The 11,897-nt window shown below is 68.5% G+C and carries 8 protein-coding genes; 4 read left to right on the top strand and 4 right to left on the bottom strand.

Going from position 1 to position 11,897, the window contains the following annotated elements; genetic code table 11:
• Nucleotides 1–1,162: 1,162 nt before the first annotated feature.
• Entirely contained in the window at nt 1,163–1,399 is a 237-nt protein-coding gene (locus WME82_RS12795; protein WP_438044885.1) for a tyrosine-type recombinase/integrase, read from the bottom strand.
• 565 nt (nt 1,400–1,964) lie between these two features.
• Between WME82_RS12795 and WME82_RS12790 the strand changes: the two genes are divergently transcribed.
• Together WME82_RS12790 and WME82_RS12785 are read left to right on the top strand one after the other, a co-directional pair.
• Entirely contained in the window at nt 1,965–2,300 is a 336-nt protein-coding gene (locus tag WME82_RS12790; protein ID WP_438043075.1) for a DUF3892 domain-containing protein, read from the top strand.
• A gap of 158 nt (nt 2,301–2,458) precedes the next feature.
• Complete coding sequence (locus tag WME82_RS12785) at nt 2,459–3,853, top strand: hypothetical protein (protein WP_438043074.1); 1,395 nt, start codon at nt 2,459–2,461, stop codon at nt 3,851–3,853.
• A gap of 714 nt (nt 3,854–4,567) precedes the next feature.
• Here WME82_RS12785 and WME82_RS12780 read toward each other — a convergent pair.
• Nucleotides 4,568–6,115 carry a hypothetical protein gene (locus WME82_RS12780; RefSeq protein WP_438043073.1) on the bottom strand — a complete coding sequence of 516 codons (1,548 nt, stop codon included), beginning with the start codon at nt 6,113–6,115 and terminating at the stop codon, nt 4,568–4,570.
• Nucleotides 6,116–6,153: 38 nt separating this feature from the next.
• Nucleotides 6,154–7,824, bottom strand: a complete 1,671-nt coding sequence (locus tag WME82_RS12775; RefSeq protein ID WP_438043072.1) for a hypothetical protein — start codon at nt 7,822–7,824, stop codon at nt 6,154–6,156.
• A gap of 1,137 nt (nt 7,825–8,961) precedes the next feature.
• Here WME82_RS12775 and WME82_RS12770 point away from each other — a divergent pair.
• On the top strand, nt 8,962–9,492 hold the full coding sequence (locus tag WME82_RS12770; protein ID WP_438043071.1) for a hypothetical protein: 531 nt from the start codon (nt 8,962–8,964) through the stop codon (nt 9,490–9,492).
• Nucleotides 9,493–9,659: 167 nt separating this feature from the next.
• On the opposite strand, the gene WME82_RS12765 is transcribed toward WME82_RS12770, so the two are convergent.
• Nucleotides 9,660–10,265 (bottom strand): hypothetical protein, encoded by a 606-nt coding sequence (locus tag WME82_RS12765; RefSeq protein ID WP_438043070.1) that lies wholly within the window; start codon nt 10,263–10,265, stop codon nt 9,660–9,662.
• Between the two features lie 437 nt (nt 10,266–10,702).
• Between WME82_RS12765 and WME82_RS12760 the strand changes: the two genes are divergently transcribed.
• The gene (locus tag WME82_RS12760; protein WP_438043069.1) at nt 10,703–11,896 is read left to right on the top strand and encodes a PAS domain-containing protein; all 1,194 of its coding nucleotides are present in this window, start codon (nt 10,703–10,705) and stop codon (nt 11,894–11,896) included.
• Nucleotide 11,897 lies beyond the last annotated feature (1 nt).

Genomic DNA, 11,897 nt, shown 5'->3' with positions numbered 1-11,897 from the left:
TGTTGTGACTTCGATCCGCGTGTGACTGGTCGTCGGAAGAGCGTCAACGAGCTGGTCGTCCGGTCGCTTTCGAGCGCGTTGTGCGAGCTCTATGGCGTGGGGCCGGCATCGGCGATCATTCACGCTATTGAAAGGATGGCGGAGAATTGGCGTGAAGTTCTCCTGCAGCGCGGACGGCACCGCCCGGGGCCCCCGTCGCAGGAATAGGCCGAGCGGTCCTCCAGCACGCCGCCCGGTGCGCCCCGGCCGCCTCGTCCGCCTTGCTGGGGCTCGCCGCCGTAGCCGCCCTGGCCGCCGTCGGACGCCTCGATCTCGGTGTCGCGCAGGGTCACCTTGGCGTGCAGCGCGACAATGGCGATGCTCGGGTAGCCGTTTTCGCCCCTCTTGCCGCCTCGTCCGCCGCAGCCGCCGGCCCCGTCCGATCCTCCCCCGGCGCCCCCCTTGGACGCCGCACACGCCGAGCCCGCCTCTGCGGCCGCCCCCTCCGCCGCCGCCCTGGCCCGGCGTGCCCCCGCCGCCGTCGCCGGCCCAGTCCGCTTCCCAGCCCGCCTCGCTGATGCGCCCGATGCCCTGGCCGGGGGCGCCGACCGTGCCTCGCGCGCCGTAGATCCCGTAGTCGCCGTCCGTGCAGCCCACGTCGGCCACGTCCCCGCGTCCTCGCTCGCCGTAGTTGCTGGGGTTCGGCGTCGGGGTCGGCTCGCCGTCGTGCCCGTCCTCCGCGCGGCCGGGCATCCGTCACCGCCCTTGCCGCCGACGCTCGGGAGCCCGCCCTCGCACGGGTTCACCACGGCAGCCCCGCCCGGTGTCCGCGCCTCGACAACCCGCGGCCATCCGCGCGCTCCTCTACTTGGCTCATCGTCGGTACGTGCCTTACTGCGGCTCCGGACGCTGTGCCGCGTGGTGGAGAACTCGGCAAAGCTGCGGCAACCTGAACAGCCCCGCCGGTAATCGGTCGGAGCCGTTGCAGGGCCACTTTCTGGCTTCGGAGGGGTAGAGCATCGAGAGCCCGCCGCGTCTTTCTCCAGTGTAGAGGCCGCACGGTCCTGCGCTGGTCTCCTTGACAAGGTGGGGCAGCCGTCGGATACGCTATTTTTCCGCGATGCGTGGGGGCGGCACGAGGAGGTAGGGGCCGAGTTCGAGGCGTTCCACGCGGAAGCGGCGGTCAGTGGTCGAGAGAGCTGATCACGCCGAGAGGGCTGCGGTCAACGATGTGGGTGTAGATCATCGTGGTCCGCACATCCTTGTGCCCGAGCAGTGTCTGAATCGTCCGGATGTTGGTGCCCGCCTCGATCAGGTGGGTCGGGAAGCTGGGGCGGAGGGTACGGCGTGTCGCGCGCTTAGTGTGCGCCGTCGCCCGTCCGGCATCGTGCACGGCCCTTTGCGCTGCCGATTCGTGCAGTTAGTAGAGGACCTGTCGACCCGTCGCTGGATCGGTGCAAGGGCGAGAGGCAGGGAAGAGGTACTGCCAGGCGAGGGTCGTGGCTGCTCCTGGCACTTTCGCTCGCAGAGCGTGGGGCAGGTCGACCTCGCCGCGGCCAGCCGCGAGTTCCTTCGCAGCTTACATGCGAAGCCGCGAAGATATGTCGCGCAGCACAGCTGACAGCGACGTTGGGCACGCAGTCGAGCACTCACGGCTCGCTCCATCGGGCAGATCCCTCCAGGGAGATCGTGGCGGCGACGAGAGACATCCGTGCCCCTTGACGCGCACGGATGTCCCTGTTTGAGTTACGCCGTGGCCGCGATGACCAGCAAATACATCAAAAGCATCGATTTCAGTGAGCAGCTGGAGACCACCGGTGCATTTCGATGCGCTTGCGGTGGCTACCGTCGAGTGGACCACACCGGTTGCAGGGGAGACCTTGCAGACATGAACCTGCGGCCGACGCAAGAAGAAGGTTACACATGCTCAGGCGACGGCGCTTGGGAAGCCATACATTCATAGCAGCCGGAGGAATAGTCAACCCATGAAATCATACCAGATTACATGCATCGAAACGAACATTGGCAACAAGGATCATGAGGGCTCTAACGATCCTATTACGCATGTCGGCGGACCGTGGGGCCCCAACGGAGAACTCATTGTGAAGACCGTTGCTGAAGTGCTTGATCTCATGAAGAATGGAGATCAATTTTATACCGTCGACATAAGCGGCAAGCGCACAGATGTTGCTCCGGTGCATCTCAAGGCGGACAATCACATTCGGACAGAGGCTGACAATAGCTTGGAGAACAACTTGAGGTCTCTACCGAGAGTCGCGCAGCACCGATTCGACCTACAGATTCTCGGCAAGAGTACCTAATCGGGCAGACCGGGGTCGACTCCCCCGACCCCCCCACAGATCCGGACGTGCGGAATTCCCAATGCAATCACGACGGCCGGCGACCAGGTTGCGGACTCTGACGACTCCTGTATGATCGGGCCGAACAGCAACAAACTGTTGAAAGTGAACCCGCACACATGTCCCACCGCAAGTCAGTTAAAAACCTCTTTGGCATCGGCTTTTTCGGGGGAACGCACAAGAGCCTCTCGGAATCCATGCGCACGGCGGGCATGGGCCTCGGCGGCATGAGCGGGATGCAGAAGAGCCTCTCGGAATCCATGCGCACGGCGGGCATGGGCCTCGGCGGCATGAGCGGGATGCAGAAGAGCCTCTCGGAATCCATGCGCACGGCGGGCATGGGCCTCGGCGGCATGAGCGGGATGCAGAAGAGCCTCTCGGAATCCATGCGCACGGCGGGCATGGGCCTCGGCGGCATGAGCGGGATGCAGAAGAGCCTCTCGGAATCCATGCGCACGGCGGGCATGGGCCTCGGCGGCATGAGCGGGATGCAGAAGAGCCTCTCGGAATCCATGCGCACGGCGGGCATGGGCCTCGGCGGCATTGGTGAGGCGCATAAAACGCTTTCCGAATCGCTGCGCAAGGCGGACATGGGTCTCGACGCTGTGAGCGGGAGGCACAAGACCGTTGCCGGATCGACGCGATTAGCTGGCATGGGGTTAGGGAGTGCGGACGACGCGACTCGAGCGTGGACCAAGTCATTTTCAACGATGGCTGGTTTTGCGAGCGAACGTTACTCTGTGGGTGCTCTTGGAGGAGCCATCGCGGCGGTCGGCTTGGCCGGACGCTTTGATGTAGGCCTTACGAGTGCAGCCGTAGCAGTGGCAAGATTCTTGGAGGATGAGGCCGAGAATGAAGAGAGCGAGATTGAAAGCACGCGCGGCGAATCGGTCCTGGTCGACGCTATTGCAGAGGTCGGAACATTCGCCCAGCAGGCGGCATCCGCGTCACCCGAAGATATCCAGAAACACGTTGCTGTCGCGTTAGAGGCTGTTGCTTCAAAATTTGCTGAACGTCTCGCGGCAGCGAAGCCAACCGAGCGGGTGTCACTCATCAATTTACTAGGGCTTGTAGTGGCGGTGATCAGCGCCCTCGCCGCCGTGTACTACGGTCAGGTTGCGAAGGACGCCGGAGACAGCAGCACACAAGACGCCGTGGAATTGCGTGCGGCAATTTCGCGCGCAAGCGAACGGCAAGTCGATGAGCTCAAGCAGATGCGCTCGTCGGTCGATAGGCTGACTGAAGAAATCAATATCGCCGATAGCAACGACACGAGCAACATGTGGGTCGTTGAGCGCACCGTTAACGTGATGTCGGGCAAGTCGACAAAGTCGGCCAAGGTGGCCGAACTGTATCCGAATCAAGTCGTGGCTACTGTTCAGGTCGAGCACAAATGGATCCGTGTGGAGTACTACGACTACCTCAACGACATCTCGAGAACTGGATGGATACTGAAAAAGTACATGCGTCGCCTTCGCAGCAAGACAAGCTCAGGCCTATTTGTGGAACCATGACACTCATGTTTGCTCCACTCACAACGGGCAAAGACGACGTGCGGGAGCCTACGAGGGCTTGCTGACCGACGATAACGCGCGGTTCGCGCGTGTCATCGCGGCAGAAGCCTAGTCGTTGCGCGGGCGAAGCGCGGGACGCCGGAGGCAACCTCCTCGACTTCGCCAGAGATCGGGGATACCGCGCCTGTCGCACAGGGATCGAGCATGCGGAAACGGCGAGCTACGCGGCGTTGTTACTCCTCGGCGCCGTTTCTTCGGTCCATTGCAGCGGCACGGTCGGTCGTCCACCACAGCCCGCGGAGCGTGCAGTTCTCCTGGATCGCGGAGGGAACTGCCGCAGCCACGGGGGCGAACCGCGAGAAGCTCAACCACAGACTCGTCGGGGCGAGCGAGGCCGGCATTGAGACCACGTAGCGGCGCAGGTCGACCGGACAGGCCATGTCCCTCCGCCCGTCAGCCGCCTTCCGCGCGCGCTTCCGAGACGTGCCGAGAGCGCAACTCGGGCGGCCGGCCAAGAGGTCCTCTCCTTGCCTGACGTCGAGGTGTTGGAGGAGGTGCCGACGCCTCCCGCCAGCGCGCCCCGTGGACGGGGCGGCCGCGGATCCTGCGGGGAGCTTGGGTGCTCGACCTATCACCCCATGGCCACCGCTGCACCCGGGCGTGTGGACCCGCCGGCTTCCACTGGCGCGGTTCGCGGGGCGAGCTCCAATCCACCTATTCAGGAAACCGGAGCGTCTCCACGGCGATGCCGTCCTCGCCCGAGATCATCTTGCCCTGGTCGTCCCAGCTGATGCCGCCCTTGCCCGGCGGCGCCAGCGTGAAGGTGACGTTCTCGACCGTGAGCCGGTCCTCGTCGAGGGTTGCGATGCCGATCGAGTCGCCGCCGCGCCCCGGGCCGCCGTAGCCGCCCTCGCCGCCGTCGCCCCCGGGGCCCCCGTTGCAGGAATAGGCCGAGCGGTCCTCCAGCACGCCGCCCGGTGCGCCCCGCCCGCCTCGTCCGCCTTGCTGGGGCTCGCCGCCGTCGCCGCCCTGGCCGCCGCCGGACACCACAATCTCGCTGTCGCGCACGGTCACCTTGGCGTGCAGGGCGACGATGCCGATGCTCGGGTAGCCGTTCCCGCCCCCCTTGCCGCCTCGGCCGCCGCAGCCGCCGGCCCCGCCCGAGCCTCCCCCGGCGCCTCCCCTGGACGCCGCGCCGCACACGCCGAGCCCGCCCCTGCGGCCGCCGCCTCCGCCGCCGCCCTGGCCCGGCGTGCCCCAGCCGCCGTCGCCGGCCCGGTCCCCTTCCCAGCCCGCCTCGCTGATGCGCCCGATGCCCTGGCCGGGGGCGCCGACGGTGCCTCGCACGCCGTAGATCCCGTAGTCGCCGTCCGTGCAGCCCACGTCGGCCACGTCCCCGAGCCCTCGCCGTCCGTAGTTGTTGGGGTTCGGCGTCGGGGTCGGCTCGCCGTCGCGCCCGTCCTCGGCGCCGCCGGGCAATCCGTCACCGCCCTTGCCGCCGACGCTCGGAAGCCCGCCCTCGCACGGGTTCATCACAGCAGCCCCGCCGGCCACGGTCTCCGCCGAGCACGCGTCGCCGCCGTACATCCCATCGGCACCGTCGGCTGCGTCGCTGGGCTCGGGCAAGTCCTCGCCGTGATACCTCCCCCACCCGGCGGTGGCGCGAAGCCAGCCTCGGAGGATCTCGACCTCGGTGTTCGACTGGACGAGCATGGCGATCGGCTCCGATGAAACGATGTCCATGTCGACGATTCTCGATACCCCGTCAGCGGCGCCCGTGTCCTCGGAGGTCGCCGGTACGACGGTCAGGGCAATCGCTTGATCGTGGGTAGTTTGAAGCAGGGAGATGCCGCGTACCTGACGCCACCACTGGAAGCAATGGAACCCTCCGAGGAGATCGACCCCGGAGGGGAGCACCAGCGGACCGAAGAACCCGTCGGCACAGACGAACACGCGCCCGCGCCCGGTGCGCGCGAGCTCGACAGCGCGCTGGAGCGTGCGCACCGGCTTGTCTTTCGTCGTGCCGGGGTTCGCGTCGTCACCGCCTCCGAATTCGTTGGTCACGAACACGCCGCAGCCGTCCACCAGCTCATCGGCGGCGAGGCGCTCGAGACAGACCGACTCCGGCGGCGCCTCGTCATGACACGCCGCGGAGCCGTCGCACGGTGCTCCGCCGGCGTCGCTCACGGCCGGTGTGGTGCCGCACCCGGCCACGACAAACAGCAATGCAAGAACCGGACAGGTCGTTCGGATCGTTGTCATCGTCCTCTCTCGGCGCCGCACGGCGCGCACCGCCTCGGTCACTGGGGGGGTCCTGGAGCGGGCGCATCGAACGGACGGTAGGCCATGCCGTCGCCGGGCTCACCCCAGCCCCGGTCGGCGTCAGGCACCGCATTGCCTCCGGGGCCGCCGTCGGCCACCCGTCCAAACTGGACGATCACGTCCGGATCGAGGCTCAAGAAGGCGCCAACGAACGCGACGCCGTACGACGAGCCCCCGATGCCGCCGCCGGCGTCCCCGCCGCGGCCGCCATTGCCTCCCCGCCCGCCGGGGCACGCGGGCAACATTTCCGTTTCCGTGTGAGTCCCGCCGGAGCCGCCACCCCAACCGCCGCCGCCAGGTTGACCCCCTCCGCCGGCGCCCCCTCGACCTCCGTTGCCCGCGGTGATCTCGGTCGCCTTGAGCGTGAGCGCACTTCCCTGCAACGCGACGATGCCGATGCTCGATCCGCCGTAGCCGCCCCCCATGCCGCCCCGGCCGCCGCAACCGCCGCTCCCGCCCGAGCCGCCGGCCGCGCCGCCCTGCGGTCCGCCCGCGCGGCACGCGATCGTGCCGTCTCGCCCTTTGCCGCCGCCGCCGCCTCCCCCTCCTTGGCCGACGCCGCCCCGCTTGCCGTCCTCGCCCCGGATGCCGACCCAGCCATACGATTCCGAGAGGTAGCCCGCGCCCGCGGCGCCGGCAGCGCGCCCGCCATCGGCGCCTTCGGCGCCGTCCTTCCCTGGTGTGCACGGGCTGCTGCCCGCGCCGGTCCCCGCGAGGCCTTTGCCTCCCGGACTCACCGCCGGCTCCGGCTGCCCCGGCTCCCCGTCGCCCCCTGCGTCGAGCCCGCCGTCGCCCCCGTAGCCTCCAATGGACTCGGTGCCGTCATCACACACGGTCACAACGGGAAGGGCGCCCGTCGCGAAGTCCGCCGTGCAGGCGTGCGCGCCGTGGTTCCCCGGCGCCCCGTCCTGCGCCCGCTCCCTGGGCGCGTCCTCTCCCGGCTCCCCGTCCTTGCCGTTGCCCGCGACGATCTTGCTGTCCCGCACGATCGCCCGGGTCCCCGGGCTCAAGATCATCGCGATCGACGACTTGCCATCGGGCGCCGAGGCGTCCGCTGCCACGGCGCGCACGCCGAAGATCATGGAGGTCGCGTCGTCCCCCGGGATGGCCCCCAGGTCCTCCCCCTCGAGGATCCGCAGCGGGATCCCCTCGGGCGGCGCGATGACGGTGGGCTCGTCCGGCCCGCCGAACGACCACGCGTACGACCAGTCGCCGCTCTGACAGCGGCGGCCGCCCCAGAGGTCGACCCCGGAAGGCAGCGTGATTTCCTCCTCGAACGACCCGCCGCACGCGTACACGCGCCGGGTCGGCGGCTTGCCGTCGCCTCGTCCGTGCACGGCGAGCCCGATCGCGTGTTGCAAGGTCTTCACCGGCGCGCCCTTCGTGCCAGGGCTCCCGTCGTCGCCTGACGACGCGCTGACGAACACCCCACACCCGTCCTTCGCCGCGCTCTTCGCAGGATCGCCGTCGCACGGCGACGCCGGGAGCTGCGGCGGCATCTCGCCGGGGAGCGGCTCGCACGTGTACGTCCTCGCGCAGTCGTCGGCGTAGGAGCACCCGGAGATACCGGCAGCGCCCGTCGAGGCCATCGCGAGGAGCGAGATGGCACGAGCAACCCCGCGGGCTCGATCATCGACCCGACGACGCATGAGCTCCCCTCCGCCTCACCGCGCATCCCAACGGAGCAGCCCTGCTTGCTCGCGAACCGCCATCGGAACGGCGCAGAGGCCCTCGGCGGCCGGTGTGGTCCCGCCGAGCGTCGGGCAGCCGTGCAGCGATGGCTCAACGACACGCATGCGCGGACGGTAAGCCCGCGAGCCCCACAGGGTCAACGGGGTAGAAATCGCCATAAACCGGCGCTTCGGATGGGAAAAATCAGTCCGATGCCGCAATGCATTTGTCTGTCCCTGGCATCGGAGGCCGTGTGAGCGAGTCGAGGTGCGTCGCGTGGCACGCGCCCGGCTCGCCGTCTTCCTTCCGTTACGCCCCCTCCGACCCGACCCGTTACGCCCCCTCCGATGCGTCGCCTTCCGGCGCGCCCTCCTCCGCGAAGGCTTCGTCTTCCTCCGTATCTCCGGTGGACGCGGCGCCGCGGAAAGCGGGGAAGGGCGCATAGTCCTTCATCTTGTCGATCGGCGAACAAGGCATTGGTCAGAGGAGAGCACGAGTCGGTCACGTCACGAGGGAGGCGCTGGGGCCGAAGGTTGGTAGCGGCGGTGTGCCGCGGCATCGGGGGAGCGGCGTGCCCGGCGCCGCGGGCAGCAGGCCACGGAGCCAGCGGAGGAGCGCATGATGGCGCAGCAACCACAAAAGGCGCGCGAGGGCACGCCGGGGCTGCGCAGGAGACCCACCGGGGCTGCGCAGGAGCCGGATGATGGTAACGAAGGACACCAATAGAGGTGCGCAGGAGGGGCGCGGGGGGTCTCCTGGACAGGAGATAATGTATCGTAGGACACAATATGGGTCCGCAGGAGGGTCGACGGGGCCGCGCAGGAGGGCGCCGGGGCTTGTACAGGAGGGCCAATGGGCTGCGCAGGACGGCCGACGGCGCTGCACAGCAGGCCGCCGAGGCTTGTACAGGAGGCCCGACGGGCTGCACAGTAGGACCGGCGGGCTGCCGTTGTTGTACGAGCGGAAGATGATTCTCGTGTTGGATGATGCCGACCTGGAGCGAATGTTGTCTCTCAGGGCAGATGGAGCCGACCCGGCAGTAGTCGTTCGTGAAAAACTGCGCAGCTTCATCTTCTCAATGTAGCGATGCGCGGACTGGGCCGCCCAATTAGCCGATGCTGACCGACGTGCCGGACAACCTCGCTCCGTTCGGCAGCCCGGCCCGCGGCAGAACGGCAGACGTTGGGCAGCAGGGAGGAACGGAGCTTGTGCTGAAAAAGCGTGGGAAGCACTGGTACGGCGATAATCAAGCTGACGTCCGCGAGGTGCTGCTGCGGTACAGCGGCGACAACGCCTACCTGGCTCACCATTTCGCCGACGCGGTCTGCGAGTGTGGCGGCACGCAGTTCCGCCTCGCGCTCGATGACGCTGAGGGAGCAGCTGTCCGCACGTGCGTCGCCTGTGCGTGCGACCACCCGATCGCGGATAGCGACGAGTACCTGGAGGACGCCGAGCTGGAGCAGTGCGCCTGCCCCTGCGGAAATGAAGCCTTCGAGATCACCGTCGGCGTGTCCCTGTACGGCGAGAGCGAGGATGTACGCTGGCTCTATCTCGGATGCCGCTGCCCCACGTGCGGACTTGCGGCCGTCTATGGGGACTGGAAGAACGAGTTCAACGGCTACCAGGTGCTGCTTGCCCGAGTGTAGCCGTGCGTGCCCAACACCTCGTCGCAGCGGAGGAGCGTGAGCACCTCGATCCGCTCGCCGATGGCCATTGTGCGGGCGCGCAACCCGGGGTTGCGGATGCCGATCTCGGCGAGGCAGTGCCATCGGGATTCCCACGTCCAATCGGGGGACGCCAGGATCACCCGGGTTCAGCCGCCGGCCCGCAGCTCGACGAGCAGCTCGTCGCAAACGGCGATCCGCGGATCGGCCGGATTGCACACCCACCCGCCGATCACCGGCAGCGCGATCTTGGTGCCGCTCGGCCCGTGGGTGAACACCGACATCGTGCCGGCTTCCAGCGCCCAATCGGCGGGCTCCGGCGCCGCGAAGTCGGCGACCTTCTCCAGCCTGCCCTCGACGCGCTCCTCCTCGCCGCTCGCGAGCGTCCAGATCCGCCAGTCCTTGCCGCCCACGCGTGCGGCGACGCGCCTGCCGTCGCGCGAGAACCGCGGCGCCGGCTCGGAGAACCGCGGCCGCCGGCCCGACGTCGTCGCCTGGCCGCAGCGCCGCACCATCGCGCCGTCCTCGGTGCGGACCTCGATCTGCCCGCCCTGCTGCACCGCGAGCAGGCTCGCGTCCTCGGCCATCCCCAGCGCCCAGCCGGCGAGCTCGAACGCCACCGTGCGGATGCAACGCCCGTGCGGCAGCTCGTGCAGCGCCACCGTCGTCTCTTCCTGGCGCAGCGCCGCCAGGCGCGACCCCTCGCGGTCGTACGCCAGCGTGTACCAGTGCGGAAAGCCGAGCGGCTCCTCCATCACCAGCGGCTCCCGGCTGCGCCAACAGGCAGCTCCCCAGCGAATCGGGGTACTGCGTCCACAGCCTGCGATCGGCGTCCAGCGCGCGACCGATCCGCGAGCGAACCGCCTCGTCGCGCAGCTCCGCCAACCACGCCTCGACGGAGCCGGCGGCGAGGGCGGACTCGAGCGCAGCGAGGGCGGCAGGCATGCCTCGTTTATCGCACGGACCCGCCCAAGTGAGCAGTCGTTCCCGGGCCTCCTCGCCACCTCCGCAGGCGCCAGCGAGGAGCGCCGTGAGGAGCAGGCAGGGGGCCTTCATGGTACGACAAGCACACTGTGCCCCAACCGACAGGGGCAGGCGAGCTCGCGGCATGCTCGATCGAACGCGCTTCACATGCGCGATGGGCCTCTGGTAAGTACCATGGGATGTTGCCGGCCCTAGGGTGGGAGGTCATGTGGCAGACCCGGAATCTCCTGTAGACTCGCTCCAGGCGTTCTTCTCGTCCTGTCCCGACATGCTGTTCGTGGCAGAGCTGGATGGCCGGCTGCGGCGGACCAGCGGCGCCTTGGAGCGCGCCCTGGGGCCGGTCGCCGCGCGGGGGGCAACGCTCGCGTCGCTCGTCGACGAGGAGGCCGACGCCAGATCGTTCGAGGCCGCCTGGAGCCGGCTGCGGGCGTCCGGCGATCCCGTGCAGCTGGCCGTGTGCTTCCGCGACGCGCACGGCGGCCGCAGGACGCTCGCGTGCAGCGCGACCCGGTCGCCGTCGGGCGACGCGGTGTACGGCTCGCTCCGCGGCGTCCTCACCCGCACCCCGGAGCCGAGCCCACGCAGCAGCCTCAAGGCGCGCGTCCTGGACCACCTGGCCGAACACGTGTCCATCGGCATCTGGACGACCGACCGGGAGGGAGTCCTGCTGTTCAGCGAGGGCAAGGGCCTCAAGGACTGCAACATCGAGCCGAACCAGTTCGTCGGGATGAGCGTCTTCGAGCTGTACAAAGGCTACCCGATCACCGACAGCGTGCGGCGTTCGCTCGTCGGAGAGCAGACTCACTCCCACGAGGAGGTGCACGGCTATCACTGGGAGAGCTGGGTCGTGCCCTTCCGGGGGGACGCCGGCGAGATCGAGGGGGTGCTCGGGATCTCGCTCAACGTCACGGAGGCGAAGAACGCCGAAGCAGAGCTCCGGTCGCAGCTCCAGCAGATCGAGAACCAGCGGCAGGTGATCCGCACCTTGTCGATGCCCATCATCGAGGTGTGGAGCGGCGTGCTCACGCTACCGATGGTGGGCATCGTGGACAGCGTGCGGACGGCCGATATCATGGAGAGCCTGCTCGGGCGCATCGTCGAGAAGCAGGCGCGCTTCGCCATCCTGGATCTCACCGGCGTCGAGATGGTGGACACGAAGGTCGCGAGCCACCTCATCGAGCTCGTCACCGCGATCCGGCTCCTCGGCGCAGAGGGCATCGTGGCGGGCATCAAGCCGAACGTCGCCCAGACGATGGTCGCGCTGGGGCTCGACCTCTCGCAGATCACCACCCAGCAGAACCTGCGGGCGGCCCTCGGCCATTGCATCCGCAAGATGAGCGCAGAGCGGCAGCTCTCGCCGGTGCGTGCCGACGCGGCCGCCGGGGGAACGCCCTCCCGCTAGC

Source organism: Sorangium sp. So ce128, assembly GCF_051525245.1.
In the GTDB taxonomy this organism is placed as follows: Bacteria; Myxococcota_A; Polyangia; order Polyangiales; family Polyangiaceae; genus Sorangium; species Sorangium cellulosum_B.
This window is presented reverse-complemented; position numbering and strand designations above follow the sequence as displayed.

What these genes read in the sequence shown, in the direction of transcription:
- WME82_RS12790 (WP_438043075.1), top strand. Translation starts at nt 1,965, where the DNA reads ATGAAATCATACCAGATTACATGCATCGAAACGAACATTGGCAACAAG.
- WME82_RS12785 (WP_438043074.1), top strand. Translation starts at nt 2,459, where the DNA reads ATGTCCCACCGCAAGTCAGTTAAAAACCTCTTTGGCATCGGCTTTTTC.
- WME82_RS12780 (WP_438043073.1), bottom strand. Translation starts at nt 6,115, where the DNA reads ATGACAACGATCCGAACGACCTGTCCGGTTCTTGCATTGCTGTTTGTC.
- WME82_RS12775 (WP_438043072.1), bottom strand. Translation starts at nt 7,824, where the DNA reads ATGCGTCGTCGGGTCGATGATCGAGCCCGCGGGGTTGCTCGTGCCATC.
- WME82_RS12770 (WP_438043071.1), top strand. Translation starts at nt 8,962, where the DNA reads ATGCTGACCGACGTGCCGGACAACCTCGCTCCGTTCGGCAGCCCGGCC.
- WME82_RS12765 (WP_438043070.1), bottom strand. Translation starts at nt 10,265, where the DNA reads ATGGAGGAGCCGCTCGGCTTTCCGCACTGGTACACGCTGGCGTACGAC.